Genomic DNA, 20,265 nt, shown 5'->3' with positions numbered 1-20,265 from the left:
GATATTCACTTATAAAGGAGTGTTTTTAATAATGAATGAAGCAGCTATTACTTTAGATGGTTGGTACGCTTTACATGATTTCCGCTCAATCGATTGGGCTTCATGGAAACTAGTTTCTGCTGAAGAACGCCAAGCAGCAGTAGAAGAATTCATTGCCTATTTAGAAAAATTAAACGAAGCTGATATCGCTAAAACAGGTGCCCATGCATTTTACGCAATCGTTGGTCAAAAAGCTGACTTTATGATTATGACTTTACGTGAAACAATGGAAGAACTACAAGAGCTTGAAGCTGAATTCAATAAATTAGCGATTGCTGATTTTACAATTCCTACATATTCATATGTATCTGTTGTAGAGCTTTCTAACTATTTAGCAGGTGATTCAGACGAAGATCCTTACCAAAATCCACATGTGCGTGCTCGTCTATATCCTGAACTTCCACGCGCTAAGCATGTATGTTTCTATCCAATGGATAAACGTCGTCAAGGCGATGACAACTGGTATATGCTTTCAATGGATGACCGCAAATCGCTAATGCGTTCTCACGGTATGATTGGTCGTGGCTATGCTGGTAAAGTTAAACAAATCATTACTGGTTCTGTTGGCTTCGACGATCATGAATGGGGCGTTACACTATTCGCAGATGACGTACTACAGTTTAAAAAATTAGTATATGAAATGCGTTTTGATGAAGTTTCAGCTCGCTACGGTGAGTTTGGTGCATTCTTCGTTGGTAACCTTCTTGATCAAGAAAAACTTGTGAAATTCTTAACTGTTTAATTAAATATAAAAATGCGAGTCCACCAATCGGACTCGCATTTTTTAATATTCGCTTTCTTCGCTGTTCTCTGATTCCAATATTAAAATAATTGTATGAATAAAAAAACCAGCTAGAATCATTAGGAAAACTAAATACCAATTATACGGTTGCTGATAGTATTCTGCTATCCCAACGGCGATGAATGCACTTATGATTATTGCTACAAACGTACCAAAAGTATGCATTATAACACTCCTTTATGAAAGCAAAAAAATATTTCCAACTTTAGTATGTCACCGTTTATTTTTAATATACTTGCAAAACATCAGATTCCATCTACTCAATCAAAAAAATAAGAAAGTGTCATCGTAATGGATGACACTTTCTTATTTTCGTATGCCTGTGCTGCGCTTCAAGACCTTTCATCTTTAACCTTCAAAATTAATATAATCGTATTGATGAAAAATCCGACTATGATTATTAGTATAAAAAGATACCAATGGAGTGGCTGTCCGTAAAAACTCCCCACTAAAAATGCCAGCACAGCACTCAACAAAATGCCTACCCACACACCAATCTCCATACCCTATCACCTCACATGTATTCAATACACATGCAATGTCCATCTCACGTTTCCCGCTATATTTTCTATTCTCTATTTACCCATTTTTATAAGCGTAACGCCACGCCAAAGTTGAAAAGCATGCCATTTAATAGCCGGGAGATTCCTTGGGAATTAGCTTCACAGATTTTTGGAAATAACGTAGTAAAGAAATGAAGGATAAACATACACGGCCTGTGCGATTCAACTCCACGTTATAGTCATGAATCAAAAAAATTTTTTCGCTTCTTTTACATACGACTCGTCATTATTAATATATGCTAAGCCATTTTTAATTGTGAATTTCTTTCATCGAAATTGAACATGTCTACGATACCATCATGCATATACTGTCTGCGAGGAGGAGTGAAAATCGCTGTTATCAAAACGAATGATGCACAAACAGCCATGCTAGCAAGGCTTATGCGTGCCGAGGCAGAGGGTGAAGGGAACTTAGGTATGCTAATGGTCGGCAATGTGGGCGTCAATCGTGTACGAGCAGATTGTTTAGATTTTACGGATGTTCGTACAATTGAACAAATGGTATATCAGCGTCCTGGGGGCTTTGAAGCGACACTAAAAGGCTACTTTTATCAGCGAGCACGTGATCAAGACCTTCGATTAGCAAGGAGAGTTATTCAAGGCGAAAGATTCCATCCAGCAACTCGTTTACTATGGTTTTTCAGACCTGAGGGAGATTGTCCAGCACAATGGTATGGTCAGTGGAACACGGGAAGATTCAAAGCTCATTGCTTCTTCTCGCCAACCGAAGAAGATTGTCCTCAAATCTAAAAGAAAGAAGGTTGATAACTTATGATGCCTTATTATTGGACACCGACAACGCAACAACAACAAATGCCTCAAGTGCCTCCACAGGTACTTCCTGGAGCACGCCAACCTGGACGGGAGCAATCGTATATTGAAAATATTTTCCGTTTGAATCGTGGAAAACCTGGTACTTTCCATTTTTCCTTCGAGCATGCGATTGAGCCAGGGAAAAACACGAAAGTAGTACGAGGCGTTGTAGAAGCTGCTGGTCGAGATCATGTTATTTTACGTGAACTCAAATCGAACCATCGTTTCCTATTCCCAATGATTTACTTTGATTTTGCTGAATATGATGAGGAAATGGCATACTTTAACCAAAATCCATAATTGAAATGAGCTATTCATAAGTTCGTATTTTCTAAATTTCCACTCCTCAATAGCAAGGAGGACCGAGCAAAGGGGTGCTCCTTCGCTACTTCTTGCTCATACTTCGTTGCAATGCAGTTTCGTTGTGACTCCCAATTAGGTCTCATGCTTTGATTGCCCGCAAATGTTTTTCGTATGAAATGAGGAATCTACGTGGGCATTTACCATTAAATAAAAAAATCGGCATGGTAGGATATCCTAGCATGCCGATTTTTATTGAAAGCCCTAAGAGAGCTAACTATTGATTTTCATGTAAAAATTGCAATGTTGCTTTTCCTAAAGTCTTGGCAGCAATCAACATTGCACGCTCATCAAAATCAAAGCGTGCATGATGATGAGGATATGCCACTTCCCATTCTGGCTTTTTAGCACCTGTGAAGAAAAATGTACCTGGTACATTCTCTAAATAATATCCAAAATCCTCACCAATCATAAATGGTGGGCACGTTATAATATTTTCTACTCCTGGTATATCTACCGCAAGTTGTGCAACAAACTCTGTTTCTTTCACATGGTTGTAAACTGGTGGATAGCCCCTCGTATAACGATACTTATAGCTTGCACCAAAGGCTAAACAAGTGGCATTTAAAACGGCCTCAAGCTCTTGCTCCATTTGTTTGCGTACCGATTCCTCAAAAGTTCGGACTGTTCCAGCTAATACTACTCGCTCTGCAATCACATTAAAAGGATTAATGGCCTCAAAATGACCAATTGTTAAGACGGCTGATTTTAATGGATCGATACGTCGAGATATAATCTGCTGTGCATTTACTACAAACTGTGACGCAAGAGTAACTGCATCAATAGAATGATGAGGCTCCGCACCGTGACCACCTTTACCTTGAATCGTAATTTCCACTTTATCCGCGGCAGCCATAATTGCCCCATCTCTCACCAATATATCGCCCAATGGCGTTGGTGCCCATAAATGTGTACCGAAAATAACGTCTACTCCTTCTAGGCAGCCATCTTCAATCATAGGTTTTGCTCCACCTGGCGCCATTTCTTCTGCATGCTGATGAATGAAAATTACATTGCCCGCAATGTCATCTTTCATTGCGTGAAGCACTTTAGCAAGCACTAGTAACGTCGCAGTATGACCATCATGTCCACATGCATGCATTTTACCATCTACTTTTGACTTATAAGGAACGTCATTTTCCTCCTGAATGGCTAATGCATCAAAATCAGCGCGTAATGCTACTGTTTTACCTGGTTTTCCTCCATGTAAAGTTGCAACAACACCCCGTCCACCTACATGCTCACGAACCTCATGTCCTAACGCGCGATGAAAAGCTGCTACATACGCTGGTGTTTCCACTTCCTCAAAGGATAATTCCGGATATTCATGTAGATGACGACGAATCTCTACCATTTCATCATAATTATTATCTAGTAAAGTAAAAAGCTTCTCCATATCACAAAACCTCACTTCTTATTTGTCGAACTTATTTGATAATTATAGTGTACTATAAATCCTTACAAAAACAATAGGGATTAAAACTACCATTCTATAGTAATTATATTGTTGATCCGGAAGAAAAATTCTCTTGATTGTTTACTAGTATTTATCCGTAAAAAAACCCCCTCACACATAGTGTAAAGGAGTATTTTTGTAATATTATCGAACATGTTTTAGCGCAGCTACTATAATTAGAACCCAGCCAGTTAAAAATAGAACACCACCAATTGGTGTGATGGCGCCTAGAACTTTAACGCCGCTAATTGCCAGTACATATAAGCTTCCTGAAAAGAAGACAATCCCTAGGTTGAAAAAGGTTCCCGCTAAATTTAACTGCTTCACCTCACCTAGTATTTTAGAGCTCATCAATAGTCCAATGATAAGGATAGCCGTAGCTTGAAACATCTGGTACTGCACAGCTGTTTCCCAAATCCCACGACTATAATCGTCTAGAACTTCTTTTAAAGCATGTGCACCGAATGCACCTAGTGCCACTGCTAAAAAGCCATGAAGTGCACCTGTCACGATAAATTTTTTCATATCATTTCCCTACCTTTTATCAATTTCGCCTTGGCGTAATTGTAGCTGTCGCTACAGATAAATTGCCACAGGACGTGGCGTTCTTAGACTGAGTTCCTTTTCATCTAGCCACCTTCAGCGGTGGGAGCATTCGCTAAATGAAGATAATTAAAAATCAAAAATTGAATCGCCATTCGCTCCGTCTTCTTCTTCAATTTTTGCTGTATATAAACTTGGTTGCTTCGGCTCTGACACTAGCATTTGTGGCAAATGTTTTGACTGCGCTTTAGCAATGCCGTCAGATGCGTCTAATACCACATCGCATAATGCTCGGATTGCTGTTAAGGCTTCACGAATTTGCTGTTCATCTCTAGTATTTTTGACACCGGATAATTGTTTTTCAAGTTGTTGAATAACGGCTTGATAAGGAATCATTGCATTCTCCTACTTTCTGCTTTTGGCACAAATTTCAGACAGTCCGTGCCAGAGGATTGTTTAACGACAACGGATGGTATTTGCTTTGTTTTAAAGCCATACGCTACACAAGCCCGTGGAGTTTGTGGGTCCCATGTTACTTTAAAATATTGACATTTGAAACAATTCACCTTCATCGTTGTCCCCCACTTTCTTCTATTATTAAATGTAACACGAAACGATAAGCGCTTCAATTTCGCTTTGGCACAGAAAACAATTATAGCTATCGCTACAAAAGTATTTACTGAATGAAGATAAAGATTACTAAGCTAGGCACCAATCAATCGGTTGCTCTCCCCATTCCTCTAACTGTGCATTGATTTTCGAGTATGGTTTACTGCCAAAAAAGCCTCGATAAGCACTTAGTGGACTAGGATGAGGCGCTTCTAAAATAATATGTTGCGTTGAGTATTGACGAATTAATTGTTTTTTTCGTTGTGCTGGTCTACCCCAAAGTACAAAAATAACGGGTTTATCTCTAGATGCTAATTTATCGATGACCGCATCCGTGAATTGCTCCCAGCCTTGTTCTTTATGGGAATTTGCCTGGCCTGCTCGAACAGTTAATACAGTATTTAATAACATTACACCTTGCTGTGCCCATTTTGTTAATGTTCCGTCTGCAGGGATTGGACAGCCAAGATCATCCTGTAACTCTTTTAGCATATTTCGTAAGCTTGGTGGATGTGGGATTCCTGGCATGACCGAAAAGCTTAAGCCATGTGCTTGGTTTGGTCCATGATAAGGATCCTGACCTAAAATTACGACCTTCACATCTTGATAAGCTGTTGTATAAAATGCATTCATTATATCATTCACCGGCGGATAAATTACTTGTGTTGAATATTCATGTTCTACAAATTGACATAGCTTTGTATAGTATGTTTTTTCTATTTCTTCTGTAAATATTGATTGCCAATCATTCGGGAATGCTTGTTTCATCTTAATATAAGCCCCTTTCTCTTCTTACAACGGTACAAAAAAACAATGTCGAATTCAAGCTTCAATTCAATTATGCCTTGGCATCATTAAGTCCAAAATCAGCTTTTAGTTTAGGCCATCATTAGGACCGTATTGCTTCATGCAGGTCAGTTATAGATGGATGCGATGATGCTACGCTAACACCCTTTGTGAACTCCCTTCCTATATAAAGGTGGGGGACTTTTACTGATAAAAGTTAAACTGACCTTGTAAAAATATATATTTCTGACTATTTTTATGCACCCAGAATAAGACTATACTAGATGATAATTTTAAAAATTCCATCTATAAAGGAGATCTTCCACATGGTTCTTAAAAAAACTTTAACGATTGCTGGTTCAGATACATCAGGTGGCGCAGGTATGCAAGCCGACCTTAAAACATTTCAAGAGCACGGCACATATGGCATGGTGGCATTAACGGTTGTCGTAACAATGGATCCAAACGGTTGGACTCATAACGTAACGCCATTACCGACAGAGCTTTTGCAAAAACAAATCGATACGGCTCTGTCAACAGGCATTGACGCAATAAAAACTGGTATGCTGTCAACGGAAGAGATTATTCGTATTGCAGGTGATGCTATAGCGAAATCTGGTACGACAAATGTTGTTATTGACCCTGTAATGGTATGTAAGGGAGAAGATGAAGTATTGAACCCTGGTAATACAGATGCAATGATTCAACATCTTTTACCATTAGCTGCAGTTACTACACCTAACCTGTTTGAGGCTGGACAATTAGCCGGGACTGGAACACCAAAAACAATCGAGGAAATGAAGACAACAGCTCGTAAAATCCATGAACTTGGTGCTAAAGCTGTTGTGATTAAAGGTGGAAAAGCGCTAGCTACTGAAAAAGCGACTGACTTATTTTTCGACGGTGAAAAATTCTACTTATTAGAATCTGGAAAAGTTGCTTCTACTTATAACCATGGGGCTGGCTGTACATTTGCCGCTTCAGTAACAGCTAACTTAGCAAACGGTCTTTCAGTAAAAGAGGCTGTAATTGAAGCAAAAGAATTTGTTTCAGCTGCAATCGCTCACGGTTGGGCATTAAATGACTATGTAGGACCTGTTATGCACGGTGCTAAATCTCGTTTTGGCGCACCACAAGTAACCGTGACTGAAATTTAAAGACGAAAGAGGCATCTGAATATCAGATGCCTCTTTTACATATAGTGGTTCTCCATCATTTCGATCCGTTAATCCCATGGATTGTTCATCGAAATGAATTTGGCCAAAGCCTTACTTTCCTTTTTACGTTCTGCACGCGCTTTTGCTCGTAAAGCCGCGGTTTCATGTAGCTTTGTCTCCTCTACTGTTTCCGGAATGACAGATGGAACAGGAGTTGGTTTATTATTTTCATCTAAAGCAACAAAGGTTAATAATGCTGTAGCCGCTACCTTTCGTTCACCCGTTTTCAAATTCTCAGAAATAATCTTTACGAAAACCTCCATTGAAGATGTTCCTGTCCACGATACATACGATTCGAAATATACAGAATCAGTTTGGCGTATTGGGTGCAAGAAATCTACTGAATCCGTTGAGGCTGTTACACAATCTCTACGACTATGCTTCGCAGCAGAAATTGAAGCTACTTGATCGATATCACTCATTAATCGACCACCAAACAGTGTATTATGATTGTTAATATCATTCGGAAAAACACGACTTGTACGCATGACCCTTGATTCTTTACAATATTTAAAGTCTTTATTCACATCTATCCTCCCCTAAAAACGATTGTTTATTTTTACTATATTCCTCTACTTTTTCATAAAAATCAAATAAATTGACGGAAGATTAAGAAATTTACACTTAGAACCTAGGGGATTATTACTCAAATGTAAAAAGCTCAGGACAAGATACGCTACTTCTTCTTATGCCATATATTAACTGTATATGGGAGGGAGAAAAATGAAAAGACGTAAACAACAAAACATAAATGTTGATCCAACTAATCTGGGTGGTCAAGAAGCAGGTCTCCTAGGTGAAGGTACAGGTATTCTAGCTGGGGATATAACCTCTACCAAAGTAGAAGTAATATCTTCAATGATTTTAACAATAGGATATTCATTAGCAACCCTCTCCACCATTTTAGCATTGCAAGAGGAAGAGCAACAGGAACAAGCAAGAACCTCAAACGCACAAAATCAAAATTTACAGTTTAGACACATGCATAAGCATCTACAAAATCTCAACAATCGTCTAGATTCCATTGAACGAAAACTCAACCGATATTAACAAATACATACTCCCAAAAACCAAACATTATAAAAAGCCGCGATTCTCCGTCATAAAAGAGAATCGCGGCTTTTTACTATATTATGATAATGAGCTTTACGTCTTCTTCCCTTGGCATGGCCATGCATAAAATGTTAAAGGAACGTCATCTATTGTACCAAGATAGAATTCGTTATTACCTAGTTTAAAATTCCCTTCAACAATTATGGGCTGCTTATCCGTCAATTAAGGAAGAAATCGTGGTCGCAGTATCTTTTCGTTTGTGAAACCGCATACAATACAAAACGACACATTTTGTACAAAATTGCGTTCACCTTTATTATATTGATATATTTCAATAATTTTTTCAAGAATATTGCTTGATAAATCTTCATAGAATAAAGGATGCCATCAATTATACATCAGCATAATATCTTTTGCGCGAAAGCGTAGCGGCATGATGTTTGTCGCTCAGTCGTTACATAGGACATGGCGTCTTAGACTGAGCCTCTAATTCAGGAGATTTTTGAATATCCTCTGAAAATGACCAAGCCTTCTAGAGGCATTCAATTTCCCTTTGTGAATTATTTTTACTATACTTAAAGGAGAAATAATCGAGAGGAGTGTTAAGATGCAAGAGGTACAAGTAAAGACGTTACAGGAATTATTGAATTCTTTCGCCAACAAAGACGTTTATATCCATCTTGAGACGACGAACGGTTCTTATGCAGCACACTTTGATGAAAAATTTTTTAATGCAGGTGCTTTTATTCGTAATGCTAAAATCAACTATGAACTTGCTAAAGTGGTAGATGATTCACCCCATCGTGTTGGCTTGAAAATGGCGCATGGCTGGGTTTATGCACAGGGCATCACACATTTTGAATTAGATGATTTAGGCCGTTTATTAATGGCTGGACTAGATTACTCAGGTAAATTGGCGATTGCACTTGAAATTAGCGAAACGCCATTTGCTTATTAAGGGGGACGACTTTTTGAATTTACAACCACAACGTCATATTTTAATTGTTTACCCTCACCCAGATGATGAGGCTTTTTCAATTGCTGGAACAATTGCCTACTATACGAAGAAAATGAATACACCTGTTACATATGCCTGTTTAACTCTAGGCGAGATGGGTCGTAATTTAGGAAATCCACCTTTTGCAACACGTGAATCCTTACCAGAAATTCGACGTAAGGAGCTTATTGCAGCGGCAGATGCTATGGGCATACAAGATTTACGTATGCTTGGTTTCCGTGATAAAACAATTGAATTTGAAGACGATGAAAAAATGGTGAAGCTTGTTGAAGGTTTAATAGAAGAGTTAATGCCTTCTCTTATCTTTACATTCTTACCTGGTTTTGCAGTGCATCCTGACCATGAGGCAACAGCACGTGCCGTAGTAGAAGCTGTTCGTCGTATGCCAAAAGCCGCCCGTCCACAAGTATTGGGCTGTGCCTTTGCAAATGATACGATTGAAAAAAATGGGGAGCCACATGTTGTTGTCAATATAAGTGAAATGAAGGCAGATAAAATTAATGCCTTGCAAGCACATGCATCCCAAACTGCTTGGATGATGCAAGAAACAGAAAAACGCGTCGATGACGGTGAACCAATGAGCGAAAGCTGGCTTAATATTGAAAAGTTCTATATTGTGAATCCTGATCATTATGTAAAATAAAAGCTTTAATTGACAATAAAGCGGATCTGTCCTCTTTCTAAATGGAGAACAGATCCGCTTTTATGTTAAGCGGTCCTCATTTTCTTTAAGAAATGAATCATGAAGGTTATAGCAAATATAATAATTAGCACAACGAAAAACATATAATGTGGAACGTGAATACCGATGACGCTAGCTAGCATTTTCAGTGCAATAATGCCAATTATAATAAATGCCGTTGCCTCTAATTCTGGTATTTTTTCAATAATGATTAAAAATAAGCCTGCAATCGTTCGCATCATTAAAATACCTAACATTCCCCCGATCAGTAATATCCAAATTTGATTGGATATCGCAAAGGCCGCAAAAATCGCATCAATTGAAAAGGCAATATCCATCAGTTCTACAGAAATAACGGTTGCCCAAAACGTTCCAAAAATGCGAACCATCAACCCTGTTTTTTTCATTTCCTTAGCACTATCAGCTTCACCAATCTGTAAGAAATGAGCGACACATAGCCAACCTAAATACAGAGCTCCTAGCAATTTAATATACCAGAATTCTACCAAGTAAACGCCTATCCCAATAAATAAAAATCGGAAAAAATAGGCCCCAAACATTCCGTACATTAATGCTCGTTTACGTTGCTTGGTTGGCAAATGCTTCACTAGCACTGCTAATACAAGTGCGTTATCAGCCGAAAGCAAACCTTCTATTATAATAAGTGTTGATATTAACCCCCACGATACAGGGTCAGTCAAAATTTCTTTCCACATTTCCCAATCGAAAAATTGAATGTATGTAGATAGAATTCCTTGAATGATTTCCAATTACATACCCTCCTACTTGTCCTAAGGTATTCTAGTATATGCTGGACCATTCCCGTTATGAGGAAATGTGTGCATCCTTTATTTCTCCAAAAAATTCTCGAATAAATCTATTTTGCATTAAATAGACACCGAAAATTTAGAATTTACTAAAAATTAATGACAAAAAGCTTATAAAGTGTGCTATCATAGATAAATGTTTTATACGTATACGGAGGATGAATATTATGGAAGTTGCTGACACTAGAACCGTGCAAGTAGAAAATATCTTGATTGCACATCATTTCTTAAAAGACGTAGTGGTGCACACGCCGCTACAAAAAAATGACTATTTATCCGAGAAATACGGAGCTAATATTTATTTTAAACGCGAAGATTTACAGCATGTACGCTCATTTAAACTTCGTGGTGCCTATTATAAGATTAAAAAAATTGAAGAAGAAGCTCGTAAAACTGGCGTTGTTTGCGCAAGTGCGGGCAATCATGCTCAAGGTGTTGCCTACGCCTGTGCACAATTGAAAATTCAAGCAAGTATTTTTATGCCTCAAACAACACCTAAACAAAAAATCGACCAAGTTCGTATGTTTGGTCGTGATTTTGTAGAAATTATTTTAGCAGGTGATACTTTTGATGATTCTGCAGAAGGTGCATTAGCTTACTGTGAAGAGCACGATAAAATCTTTATCCACCCATTTGATGATTTTGATGTCATTGCTGGTCAAGGTACGGTCGCTGTTGAAATTATGAATGACATGGAGGAGCCAATTGACTACGTATTTGGTAGTATTGGTGGTGGTGGCTTAATGTCCGGTGTTTCTGCCTATGTGAAAAATCTTTCTCCTCATAGCAAAATTATCGGTGTAGAACCTGCTGGAGCAGGCAGTATGAAAGCTGCATTTGCAGAAGGCGGTACGGTGGCACTTGATTGGATTGACAAATTCGTAGATGGGGCCGCGGTAAAATGCGTCGGCAATCACACATATGATGTTTGTCGTCGCTACTTAGACGACATCGTACTAGTACCAGAAGGAAAAGTATGTACAACAATCTTAGATCTTTACAATAAACACGCCATTATCGCAGAGCCTGCTGGAGCTTTATCAGTAGCAGCCCTCGATTCTTACAAAGAGGAAATTAAAGGCAAATCAGTCGTTATCATCATTAGTGGTGGTAATAATGATATCGGTCGTATGCAGGAGATTAAAGAAAAGTCTTTAATTCACGAAGGCTTACTATACTATTTCATCGTAAGCTTCCCACAACGTGCCGGCGCCCTTCGCCAGTTCTTAACAAGCGTTGTAGGACCAAATGACGACATTACAACTTTCGAATATACAAAGAAAAACAACAAAGAAAGTGGTCCTGCCTTAGTTGGTATCGAACTCGGCAATCGCAAAGATTACGAAGGATTACTAGTACGCATGAATGAATTCGGCTTCAAATACAAAGAAGTAAACAACGATATTCAATTATTCGGCTTACTAGTCTAAAATAAAAAGTCACACTTGCTATGTGAGTGTGGCTTTTTTGTGTGGATGAGAGGTTTATCGAAACTTTTCTCTTGTTTATCGAGACTTTTCATAGTTTTATCGACTAACTTTAAGAAAATATCGACATTTACCTTACAAGCGACACTATCTGACCGCACCGATAGTTTGCGCCGCTTACAATTACTCTAATAAATTGGCAGGAATTACATATTTCCTATTTTTATTTTCACCTATCTCTTCAAATTTTAACTTTTTTAATAAATAATAAACCGCCTTCTCTGAGTCAATATCAAAAAACTTACGAAACTGAGCATTTGTAATATTGTTGCTCAGCATTAATCGAAAATCATGTAATGCGATTAGCATGGATTGATTATCAATCGATTGGCAATTGCTACAAAACCATTTCCCATGGGTGTAACGTAGGATATGGTCAAAATGACACTGCGAGCATAGTGCCCCCGTCTTCAATTCATCAACCATAATATCTAGGGTCCATTGAGTTGGTGTATGCATCTTTAAAATATGCTCAGATATTTCTCTCAAATTTTTTTCACTTAGACAGACTTGTTGATGCTGCTTGAACAGTTGATCTATCCTTTCAGCCAAGCCACTCACATGAATAATCGGTTGCGCGGACAAACTGGACGTCATAATCATATTCGGATTTGAAGAAACGACTATATATTCAATCGGTATATGATGCCCACTCATTTGAAATAATCTACGCAACATTCTGGCGTGTCGCTTCACTTGATCAAAAGGATTGCGAAAACCATCTACTTTGTCATCAGACGTAATTCGAATAAATTGATGCTTATCTTCCATATATTCTACACGCCCAACGATATTTTTGATTTCAACGATTAGCACAAAATGTTGGGACATAAATAATGTGTCCATTTGATGTGTCGATCCAGCAGCACTCTCAGCCTTAAGCTCTACATCATGCAATAAATAATACGTATGTTCCAAATAGATTTCCCGCCATTCTCGATCTACTCTTTGCTCGCCAACAATGCCAGCCCTTGTTCTTCCTAGCATTTCTTGAAAATAATAATACTTAGCGTGAGATTTCGGTAAACGTCTCTCGATCATTTCTAACACGCGTTGCTTTGATGAAACTTCGCGCTTTTTAAGTAACATATTTTCACCTCCTTTAGCTAGATTATAATGCACTTCCCTGGACTTAACTAAATTTTCAGTTTTTAATTGACCCAACTTCCCAAAAATATCGACATCCATCAAAAAACGCCCACACTAAATGTATGAGCGTTTTATCATTTATTATCCTAGTAACGCACGGTCTGAGTTCATCTTCTCACCGCGGATACGTTCGAACTCTGCCATTAAATCTGGGATGGTTAATTCATGCTTGCGATCCTCGCCAACCTCTAAAATGATTTGACCTTTATCCATCATAATCAGTCGATTTCCTAAGTCTAAAGCTTGTTGCATATTGTGCGTGACCATTAATGTCGTTAAGTTATCTTTTTCAACTAAATATTTCGTAATACGTGTGATTAACTCGGCACGAGATGGGTCAAGTGCCGCCGTATGCTCATCTAACAATAAAATCGAAGGCTTCGTGAAGGTCGCCATTAAAAGAGACAGCGCCTGACGCTCCCCTCCCGACAGTAAGCCAACTTTTGCAGACAGACGATTTTCTAAATTTAAGCCCAACATCTCCAACGATTCCTTGAAAAATTCTCGACGCTTTTTATCAACGCCGAAGCGCATACCTCTAGTCTTATTACGTGAGAAAGCTAATGCTAAATTTTCCTCAATCGTCATTGTTGGGGCTGTACCAGCCATCGGATCCTGGAATACGCGACCGATGTAATGGGAGCGCTTATATTCTGGTAAAGACGTAACCTCATTTCCATCAATTGAAACCGTGCCGAAGTCTGGTGTTAGTGCGCCAGAAATCATATTCATCATAGTCGATTTACCAGCACCATTACTGCCGATAATTGTGACGAAATCCCCTGGCTTTAAGTGCAAATTAATTTCTGCAAGTGCAATTTTTTCATCAGGCGTACCTTCATTGAAAACCTTATTAATACCGTGTAATTTAAGCAAGGCCCTTCCCTCCCTGCTCAACCGTCTTTACTCGTGTTTTCTCTGCTGCGCGCTTCACCCTACGTTTGCGCTCCTTACTCTTATTAATAAATTGAGGTAAAATCAACGCAATAATAACAATGATAGCTGTTATTAATTTCATATCTCCTGAATCAAGGAAATCTACTCGTAATGCCAACGCTAAAATAATGCGGTAAATGATAGCTCCGGCAATGACGGCGAAAGTTGTACGCATAATTGTTTTTGTACCGAAGATTGCTTCGCCGATAATAACAGATGCCAGACCGATAACAATCATCCCGATCCCCATACTTACATCTGAGAACTTCGAATATTGCGCGATTAAAGCTCCCGAAAATGCGACAAGTGCATTAGAAAGTCCTAGCCCAAGAATAATAAGAGTATCTGTGTTTGCCGAGAAGCTACGAATCATACGCTTATTATCACCAGTTGCTCGAATAGCCAGGCCGATTTCTGTTTTCAAGAACCAGTCTGCAATGAACTTAATTAAAATCGTGATAATTAATACTACGATTATCGTACTCCATGTTGAAGGTAGTTGCTGAACGCCGAAGCCTTTTAGTAAGTTATTTAATGCCGTATCGATTCCCAAATTACTCCAAAATGCTTGAAACTTTGAAAATAAAGTTTCTGAATTTAATAATGGAATATTCGGACGACCTATCGTATTCTCTGCAGTGGATCCCATAATACGTAGGTTAATAGAATACAAAGCAATCATCATTAAAATCCCCGATAATAGAGGATTAATTTTCCCCTTCGTGTGAAGAATTCCTGTCATACATCCAGCAATAAATCCAGCAACAATTGCCACTAAAGTCGCTAAGATCGGGTGGTAGCCAAGCAGAATCATCGTCGCCGCTGTAGCCGCCCCTGTTACAAAGCTTCCATCAACCGTTAAATCCGGAAAATCTAACACGCGGAATGTTAAATACACACCAAGTGCCATAATCGCATAGATGATTCCTTGCTCCGTTGCGCCAAATATTGCTATAAACATAGTTGAATCATCTCCTAATAATTTCTTAAACAAATTTTTATTAAAAATTCTTATCTGAGATCCATTCTCTAAAACGATGGAGCTCAAAATTAAGATAATTGAAAGCCATACATAATATAATCTAAGGATTTAGCGCGACGTCTGTGATAAAATCTTCTTCCAACGTTCATATTGCTAGAAGTATGTTCCGTGCTCACTTGTAGAAAGCTTTACTAAATCCATTTGTTCAATAATGGCTCATCACCAAAAGTTGGAGATGATATTTATTAATACTTTCAATGTATATAAGTTGATTGGAGTGGAGACTGGACGACTCCTTGGGGATCAGCGTCACAGATGAGACCCTGGAGCGAGTGAAGCGGCTCATCGGACGCCCCCAGGAAGCTTTGCTCTGTGCGAAAGCGTAGTGTTAACGTAGCGGCAGCAAATGTTTTATCTGTGCGAAAGCGTAGCGACAGCAACAACAAAGCGCCCAGTCGGAACGGAAATCAACCCTACGCTATGATGATGTACTAATTTAATGGGCATTTCCTGATCTAATACGATTTACTATAGGACTCTTTCTTACATAAAAGCCCTTTAAATTTTTTTATTCTAAAAGAAGATAAAGCGGGGGCAGTTTTAGTTCTCCCCCGCTTCGCTCCATAAGATGATCATGTCAGGTCATTACTTTTCTAAAAGCTCCGCACCCCAAGAATCTTTAATGTCGATTCCTAAATCATCTGCTACTTTTTTATTGATTAATAGTTTTAGCTTTTGTGGATATTGAGCTGGAATATCAGCAGGAGTTGCTTCACCTTTTAGAATCTTCACAGCCATTTGTCCTGCTTCATAACCGATGTCAAAATATTCAAAACCATATGCACCTAAGCCACCACGTGCCACAGAGTCAAGCTCTCCAACAACTAATGGTAATTTATTAGCATTTGCTACATCAATGACAGACTCAAGTGCCGAAACTACTGTATTATCAGTAATAATATAGAATGCATCAGCTTTACCGATTAACGATTCAGCAGCTTGTTTTACTTCTGCAGACGTTGCCGCAGATGCCTCAACTACTGTTAAGCCTTGCTCATCCATCACTTTTTTCACTTCTTTTACTTGTGCTACTGAGTTTTGCTCACCAGCGTTGTAAACCATACCTACTTTTTTCGCACCCAAATCCTTTAAGAACGCCACTGTTTTCGAAATAGTATCAGGATGTAAATCGATTGTTCCTGTTACATTTTTCCCTGGCTTCTCTATAGAATCGATGAGCTGTGCGCCAACAGCATCTGTTACAGAAGTAAAGATAATTGGAATATCACTAGTTGCTGTTGCTGCCGCTTGTGCAGACGGCGTAGAGTTCGCAAAGATTAAATCTACGTTGGCACTTACTAGATTGTTTGCAATCGTCGTGTTAAGACTGTTATCACCTTGCGCTATTTGTTGATCGTAATCTACTTTTAAGCCAGATTCTTCAATCGCTTTTTTGAAACCTTCAGTTGCAGCATTTAAAGATGGATGCTCCACAATTTGAGTAATCCCGATCTTATATGTTTTATCATCTGTCGTGCCGCCCTCACTTGCATTATTCGTTTCGTTCCCTTTCGAATCCGACGAACTAGAACCACTGCTACCACAAGCAGCAAGCATTAAAACTAATCCAAATAACAGGAACGAAAGCTTTTTTAAATTGCTTTTCACAAATAATCCCCCCGATTTTGATCTCTGATATTTATCACACTTTATCCAAGCGAAGTGTGAACGTATCGCTATATTATCGCTATTAGCAAGGTTCGTCAACAACATTATGAATCTTCTGACTATTAATTCCAGCAAAATATTTTTTCCTTTCAATCAATTTGTCGCTTTAAACCGCTAAACTACGCTGTTTTTACAATTTGATTTCTTTTTCTAACATAACAAAAATTTTTTTTACAATTTAGCGAAGTTATTTTTCTGACATCTAATTTTAAGTAATATATGTAAAAACTAAAAAACCTGACAGTGAAAATGTCAGTACCTCATAACAGGTTTAATTCGCTCTTACTTTTTTAAATTTTCTACTAGCCCACTACTTTGAGTAACAGGATATTTTGGAAGTTTGAGTAACGTCTTGAATTGCTGAATAAAAACAACCCGCGAGTGCTTTAGAAGTATTACTCCCTTTATGGTTAGACGTGCAATACTCATTTATTTCTTGCTAATAAAAATCTACAGAAAATGTTCATTTTAGTCCCCCTTTTTACATTTAATGCATATGATGCATATGAGATTAGTGCCGTTCCCAAAAAGGAGGAATACCATGAATAATGATAAAATCGATTTAAACCAATCTTCTTATTCACAAGAACATCAAAATGCAACTATAGGAAATGTTGATACAATCATTTCTAATCTATGTGACAGTCTATTTGTTTTTGCTTTGGATTTCACTCTAAATGCCTTAGAGTATACGAAAGAAATGGAAGAGGAATTAGAATATACAGATGAATTCAAGAAACAAGTTAACGATTTAATTTTTGAAATAGAAGAAATTAAAAATACTTTAGAGGAGTAATTTCTAAAAGTGCTGTTCATAATCATTGGATATATCCATCCCCCACTATCAATAGAGCCTCCATTCACCCTGCCCCAAAATCCGCTTAATTATTTAGCGTTTTAAACTACTGAAATGGTCACTTGTTAAAAGTACTGTTTTAACAAGTGACCAGACATATCCACGACTTCAAACCTTTCAAGGTTACTTCTCATCTGCTATTTCTGCATAATTTTCTAGTAAGTGTACAAGCCCCTTTTCATAGGCATTGTCATTAAAAAACTTTGAACAAGATCAAATTATTATCGTTAGCACTATAATTTTTTACACGTAGCTATTTACAAATAAGCATGAACATTGATATGATTGCATTTGCTTCACGTGGTTCGTAACCATCCCACGTAAAAAAACTAAGGAGAAATAAATATGAAAATAAAATTTTTAGCAACGAGTGGCATTATTGCAGCACTCTACATTGCTATTACATTATTAGTCGCGCCATTTGGCTTTACAGAGGTGCAGTTCCGAATATCGGAAATGTTTAACCATTTAGTTGCATTTAATCCACGCTTTGCCGTTGGTATCATTATTGGTGTGTTCATCTCTAACCTCTTTTCACCACTCGGTATCTACGATTTAGTTTTCGGTGTAGGCCATTCGATGATTACTCTTGGGTTGCTCATTCTTATTTGTAAATTTGTCAAAAATATTTGGGCACGTTTAATCATCAATACATTTTTATTTACTTGTACAATGTTCATCATTGCATTTGAATTGAATTTAGCATTAGAATTACCATTCTTCTGGACATGGTTAACTGTTGCTGCTGGTGAATTTGTTGTCTTAGCGGTTGGTGCACCGATTATGTATGTATTGAACAAACGCTTAAACTTCAAAAATTTAATTTAATTTGATTTAATTGACGGATCTTTTAGATTCGTCTTTTTTTATTTTTCGGAAGACACCTTGACAATATTCTGAAAATATTCTAAAATTCATTTCAATAAATGCTAGGAAAAAGATTAGTAGCAAGCGCTAGTACTTAAAGAGAGCTGATGGTTGGTGCAAATCAGTAGTACGTACTTGTGAATGGACTTTGGAGCAGCCTCATCAAATGTGAGGACGAAGTTACTCCCCGTTATCGGAGTACGAAAGCGCGCAGTTTTTGCGAATGAAGGTGGCACCACGGTTACTCGTCCTTTTTACAGAAGGATTGTAGTGGCTTTTTTTATGGAAAAATTAGATAGAGGAGTCGAGAGAAGATGAGTATAGTAGCAGAGAAAAAAGGATATTTTGGTGAATTTGGCGGTAGCTTTGTTCCCGATGAGCTTCAAAATGTTTTAAGTATTTTAGATGAAAACTTTCAAAAATATAAAGACGATGAAGACTTTAATAAAGAGCTAGATTATTATTTCCGTGAATATGTTGGGCGCAAATCTCCACTTTATTTTGCTGAAAATTTAACAAAACAATTAGGTGGCGCAAAAATTTACTTAAAACGTGAAGATCTTAACCATACTGGTTCACATAAAATTAATAACGTTCTTGGACAGATTTTATTGGCCAAGCGCATGGGTGCAAATCGTGTTATCGCCGAAACAGGTGCAGGTCAGCATGGTGTAGCAACAGCAACTGCTTGCGCAATGTTCGGGATGGATTGCACAATTTATATGGGTTTAGAAGATACTAAGCGCCAAGTATTAAACGTCTTCCGAATGGAGCTTCTTGGTGCAAAGGTAGTAGCTGTTGATAAAGGTCAAGGGCGACTAAAGGATGCAGTGGATGAAGCATTTGCTGATTTAGTAGAAAACTATGAGACGACTTTCTATTTACTAGGGTCTGCGGTTGGGCCTCACCCGTTCCCTACAATGGTGAAGCATTTCCAATCCGTCATTAGCCGTGAAAGTCGCGAACAAATTTTAGAAAAAGAAGGTAAGCTACCAGCAGCAGTACTTGCTTGTGTCGGCGGCGGTAGTAATGCGATTGGTGCGTTTGCAGAATATATTGCAGATGAAAACGTTCGCCTCATCGGTATTGAGCCAGATAAGGCCGCCACATTAAATGAAGGAACACCGGGTGAATTACACGGCTTCAAATGTTTAGTGCTGCAAGATGCAGAAGGTAATCCATTACCAACCTATTCGATTGCCGCTGGACTAGATTATCCTGGAGCTGGTCCAGAGCATAGCTATTTAAAAACAATTGGTCGCGGAGAATATGTAACGGTGACGAATGAAGAGGTGCTCGAAGCATTCCAAGTGCTATCAAAGGTTGAAGGCATTATTCCAGCACTTGAAAGTTCCCACGCCGTGGCTCATGCACTTAAGCTTGTGCCCACATTATCTCCGGAAGAGAGCATTATTATCAATATCTCTGGTCGTGGAGACAAAGACGTTGAGCAAGTATTTCAAATGCTAAATAGATAAAGGTAAAGATAAAG

At 38.3% G+C, this 20,265-nt stretch carries 23 protein-coding genes, 1 riboswitch and 1 other annotated feature; of the genes, 11 read left to right on the top strand and 12 right to left on the bottom strand.

The annotated features are described in order from the left end of the window. Positions 1-31: 31 nt before the first annotated feature. Positions 32-781, top strand: coding sequence for a hydrogen peroxide-dependent heme synthase (hemQ, locus tag B1B04_RS00295; RefSeq protein ID WP_079559344.1), 750 nt, complete (start codon positions 32-34; stop codon positions 779-781). Between the two features lie 42 nt (positions 782-823). Here hemQ and B1B04_RS00290 read toward each other — a convergent pair whose 3' ends face one another. After that, the gene (locus tag B1B04_RS00290; RefSeq protein WP_079559343.1) at positions 824-1,006 is read right to left on the bottom strand and encodes a hypothetical protein; all 183 of its coding nucleotides are present in this window, start codon (positions 1,004-1,006) and stop codon (positions 824-826) included. Between the two features lie 764 nt (positions 1,007-1,770). On the opposite strand from B1B04_RS00290, the gene B1B04_RS00285 reads away from it, so the two are divergent. Continuing rightward, positions 1,771-2,154, top strand: coding sequence for a cell wall hydrolase (locus B1B04_RS00285; RefSeq protein ID WP_427482129.1), 384 nt, complete (start codon positions 1,771-1,773; stop codon positions 2,152-2,154). Between the two features lie 21 nt (positions 2,155-2,175). After that, the gene (gerQ, locus tag B1B04_RS00280) at positions 2,176-2,517 is read left to right on the top strand and encodes a spore coat protein GerQ (protein ID WP_079559342.1); all 342 of its coding nucleotides are present in this window, start codon (positions 2,176-2,178) and stop codon (positions 2,515-2,517) included. A 277-nt stretch (positions 2,518-2,794) separates the two neighbouring features. Here gerQ and B1B04_RS00275 read toward each other — a convergent pair whose 3' ends face one another. The 5 genes from B1B04_RS00275 to B1B04_RS00255 form a co-directional block, all read right to left on the bottom strand. Beyond that, a complete protein-coding gene (locus B1B04_RS00275; protein WP_079559341.1) occupies positions 2,795-3,973 on the bottom strand; it encodes a M20 family metallopeptidase in 1,179 nt (392 codons plus the stop codon). 204 nt (positions 3,974-4,177) lie between these two features. Continuing rightward, positions 4,178-4,558: a DUF423 domain-containing protein gene (locus B1B04_RS00270; protein WP_079559340.1), complete on the bottom strand. Its 381-nt coding sequence runs from the start codon at positions 4,556-4,558 to the stop codon at positions 4,178-4,180. Positions 4,559-4,705: 147 nt separating this feature from the next. Beyond that, positions 4,706-4,972: a YwdI family protein gene (locus B1B04_RS00265; protein WP_079559339.1), complete on the bottom strand. Its 267-nt coding sequence runs from the start codon at positions 4,970-4,972 to the stop codon at positions 4,706-4,708. Then, the gene (locus B1B04_RS25980) at positions 4,969-5,148 is read right to left on the bottom strand and encodes a uracil-DNA glycosylase (RefSeq protein ID WP_079559338.1); all 180 of its coding nucleotides are present in this window, start codon (positions 5,146-5,148) and stop codon (positions 4,969-4,971) included. The genes B1B04_RS00265 and B1B04_RS25980 overlap by 4 nt, the downstream gene beginning before the upstream one ends. Positions 5,149-5,275: 127 nt before the next feature. Continuing rightward, positions 5,276-5,953: a uracil-DNA glycosylase gene (locus B1B04_RS00255; RefSeq protein WP_079559337.1), complete on the bottom strand. Its 678-nt coding sequence runs from the start codon at positions 5,951-5,953 to the stop codon at positions 5,276-5,278. Positions 5,954-6,297: 344 nt separating this feature from the next. On the opposite strand from B1B04_RS00255, the gene thiD reads away from it, so the two are divergent. Beyond that, positions 6,298-7,128: a bifunctional hydroxymethylpyrimidine kinase/phosphomethylpyrimidine kinase gene (gene thiD / locus B1B04_RS00250; RefSeq protein ID WP_079559336.1), complete on the top strand. Its 831-nt coding sequence runs from the start codon at positions 6,298-6,300 to the stop codon at positions 7,126-7,128. A 68-nt stretch (positions 7,129-7,196) separates the two neighbouring features. On the opposite strand, the gene B1B04_RS00245 is transcribed toward thiD, so the two are convergent. Then, positions 7,197-7,676, bottom strand: a complete 480-nt coding sequence (locus tag B1B04_RS00245) for an acyl-CoA thioesterase (RefSeq protein ID WP_240518172.1) — start codon at positions 7,674-7,676, stop codon at positions 7,197-7,199. A gap of 235 nt (positions 7,677-7,911) precedes the next feature. Between B1B04_RS00245 and B1B04_RS00240 the strand changes: the two genes are divergently transcribed. The 3 genes from B1B04_RS00240 to bshB2 all read left to right on the top strand — a co-directional run bounded on the left by B1B04_RS00240 (position 7,912) and on the right by bshB2 (position 9,902). Beyond that, complete coding sequence (locus B1B04_RS00240; RefSeq protein WP_240518152.1) at positions 7,912-8,238, top strand: hypothetical protein; 327 nt, start codon at positions 7,912-7,914, stop codon at positions 8,236-8,238. A 610-nt stretch (positions 8,239-8,848) separates the two neighbouring features. Next, complete coding sequence (locus B1B04_RS00235) at positions 8,849-9,199, top strand: YojF family protein (protein WP_079559334.1); 351 nt, start codon at positions 8,849-8,851, stop codon at positions 9,197-9,199. A gap of 13 nt (positions 9,200-9,212) precedes the next feature. Next, a complete protein-coding gene (bshB2, locus tag B1B04_RS00230) occupies positions 9,213-9,902 on the top strand; it encodes a bacillithiol biosynthesis deacetylase BshB2 (protein ID WP_079559333.1) in 690 nt (229 codons plus the stop codon). Between the two features lie 65 nt (positions 9,903-9,967). On the opposite strand, the gene B1B04_RS00225 is transcribed toward bshB2, so the two are convergent. Beyond that, positions 9,968-10,711 (bottom strand): TerC family protein, encoded by a 744-nt coding sequence (locus B1B04_RS00225; RefSeq protein ID WP_079559332.1) that lies wholly within the window; start codon positions 10,709-10,711, stop codon positions 9,968-9,970. A 224-nt stretch (positions 10,712-10,935) separates the two neighbouring features. Here B1B04_RS00225 and ilvA point away from each other — a divergent pair, with 224 nt between their 5' ends. Next, entirely contained in the window at positions 10,936-12,198 is a 1,263-nt protein-coding gene (ilvA, locus tag B1B04_RS00220) for a threonine ammonia-lyase IlvA (RefSeq protein WP_079559331.1), read from the top strand. 180 nt (positions 12,199-12,378) lie between these two features. Here the strand turns inward: ilvA and B1B04_RS00215 are convergent, their stop codons facing one another. The 4 genes from B1B04_RS00215 to B1B04_RS00200 form a co-directional block, all read right to left on the bottom strand. Next, positions 12,379-13,344 (bottom strand): nuclease-related domain-containing protein, encoded by a 966-nt coding sequence (locus B1B04_RS00215; RefSeq protein ID WP_170938866.1) that lies wholly within the window; start codon positions 13,342-13,344, stop codon positions 12,379-12,381. A 141-nt stretch (positions 13,345-13,485) separates the two neighbouring features. After that, positions 13,486-14,280, bottom strand: coding sequence for an ABC transporter ATP-binding protein (locus tag B1B04_RS00210; RefSeq protein ID WP_079559329.1), 795 nt, complete (start codon positions 14,278-14,280; stop codon positions 13,486-13,488). After that, entirely contained in the window at positions 14,273-15,301 is a 1,029-nt protein-coding gene (locus tag B1B04_RS00205; protein ID WP_079559328.1) for an ABC transporter permease, read from the bottom strand. Before B1B04_RS00205 ends, B1B04_RS00210 begins: the two co-directional genes overlap by 8 nt. Positions 15,302-15,967: 666 nt before the next feature. Continuing rightward, positions 15,968-16,990 carry an ABC transporter substrate-binding protein gene (locus B1B04_RS00200; protein ID WP_079559327.1) on the bottom strand — a complete coding sequence of 341 codons (1,023 nt, stop codon included), beginning with the start codon at positions 16,988-16,990 and terminating at the stop codon, positions 15,968-15,970. A gap of 601 nt (positions 16,991-17,591) precedes the next feature. On the opposite strand from B1B04_RS00200, the gene B1B04_RS00195 reads away from it, so the two are divergent. The 3 genes from B1B04_RS00195 to trpB all read left to right on the top strand — a co-directional run bounded on the left by B1B04_RS00195 (position 17,592) and on the right by trpB (position 20,251). Next, on the top strand, positions 17,592-17,846 hold the full coding sequence (locus B1B04_RS00195; RefSeq protein ID WP_079559326.1) for a hypothetical protein: 255 nt from the start codon (positions 17,592-17,594) through the stop codon (positions 17,844-17,846). Positions 17,847-18,200: 354 nt separating this feature from the next. Beyond that, positions 18,201-18,245: riboswitch (PreQ1 riboswitch) on the top strand. Positions 18,246-18,251: 6 nt separating this feature from the next. Beyond that, positions 18,252-18,734 carry a QueT transporter family protein gene (locus tag B1B04_RS00190; RefSeq protein WP_079559325.1) on the top strand — a complete coding sequence of 161 codons (483 nt, stop codon included), beginning with the start codon at positions 18,252-18,254 and terminating at the stop codon, positions 18,732-18,734. Between the two features lie 94 nt (positions 18,735-18,828). Beyond that, positions 18,829-19,029, top strand: a binding site (T-box leader). Positions 19,030-19,087: 58 nt separating this feature from the next. Next, a complete protein-coding gene (gene trpB / locus B1B04_RS00180) occupies positions 19,088-20,251 on the top strand; it encodes a tryptophan synthase subunit beta (protein ID WP_079559323.1) in 1,164 nt (387 codons plus the stop codon). Positions 20,252-20,265: the final 14 nt, after the last annotated feature.

Source organism: Lysinibacillus sp. KCTC 33748 (genome assembly GCF_002237755.1).
GTDB lineage: Bacteria > Bacillota > Bacilli > Bacillales_A > Planococcaceae > Lysinibacillus.
The sequence above is the reverse complement of the archived record's forward strand: the minus strand, read 5'-3'. Positions and strand labels throughout refer to the sequence as shown.

Coding starts and splice junctions, on each gene's coding strand:
- B1B04_RS00245 (WP_240518172.1), bottom strand. CDS start 7,676: ATGCGTACAAGTCGTGTTTTTCCGAATGATATTAACAATCATAATACA.
- B1B04_RS00285 (WP_427482129.1), top strand. CDS start 1,771: ATGCTAGCAAGGCTTATGCGTGCCGAGGCAGAGGGTGAAGGGAACTTA.
- B1B04_RS25980 (WP_079559338.1), bottom strand. CDS start 5,148: ATGAAGGTGAATTGTTTCAAATGTCAATATTTTAAAGTAACATGGGAC.
- thiD (WP_079559336.1), top strand. CDS start 6,298: ATGGTTCTTAAAAAAACTTTAACGATTGCTGGTTCAGATACATCAGGT.
- B1B04_RS00255 (WP_079559337.1), bottom strand. CDS start 5,953: ATGAAACAAGCATTCCCGAATGATTGGCAATCAATATTTACAGAAGAA.
- B1B04_RS00205 (WP_079559328.1), bottom strand. CDS start 15,301: ATGTTTATAGCAATATTTGGCGCAACGGAGCAAGGAATCATCTATGCG.
- B1B04_RS00240 (WP_240518152.1), top strand. CDS start 7,912: ATGAAAAGACGTAAACAACAAAACATAAATGTTGATCCAACTAATCTG.
- B1B04_RS00265 (WP_079559339.1), bottom strand. CDS start 4,972: ATGATTCCTTATCAAGCCGTTATTCAACAACTTGAAAAACAATTATCC.
- ilvA (WP_079559331.1), top strand. CDS start 10,936: ATGGAAGTTGCTGACACTAGAACCGTGCAAGTAGAAAATATCTTGATT.
- gerQ (WP_079559342.1), top strand. CDS start 2,176: ATGATGCCTTATTATTGGACACCGACAACGCAACAACAACAAATGCCT.
- B1B04_RS00270 (WP_079559340.1), bottom strand. CDS start 4,558: ATGAAAAAATTTATCGTGACAGGTGCACTTCATGGCTTTTTAGCAGTG.
- B1B04_RS00215 (WP_170938866.1), bottom strand. CDS start 13,344: ATGTTACTTAAAAAGCGCGAAGTTTCATCAAAGCAACGCGTGTTAGAA.
- B1B04_RS00235 (WP_079559334.1), top strand. CDS start 8,849: ATGCAAGAGGTACAAGTAAAGACGTTACAGGAATTATTGAATTCTTTC.
- trpB (WP_079559323.1), top strand. CDS start 19,088: ATGAGTATAGTAGCAGAGAAAAAAGGATATTTTGGTGAATTTGGCGGT.
- B1B04_RS00190 (WP_079559325.1), top strand. CDS start 18,252: ATGAAAATAAAATTTTTAGCAACGAGTGGCATTATTGCAGCACTCTAC.
- hemQ (WP_079559344.1), top strand. CDS start 32: ATGAATGAAGCAGCTATTACTTTAGATGGTTGGTACGCTTTACATGAT.
- B1B04_RS00195 (WP_079559326.1), top strand. CDS start 17,592: ATGAATAATGATAAAATCGATTTAAACCAATCTTCTTATTCACAAGAA.
- B1B04_RS00275 (WP_079559341.1), bottom strand. CDS start 3,973: ATGGAGAAGCTTTTTACTTTACTAGATAATAATTATGATGAAATGGTA.
- B1B04_RS00290 (WP_079559343.1), bottom strand. CDS start 1,006: ATGCATACTTTTGGTACGTTTGTAGCAATAATCATAAGTGCATTCATC.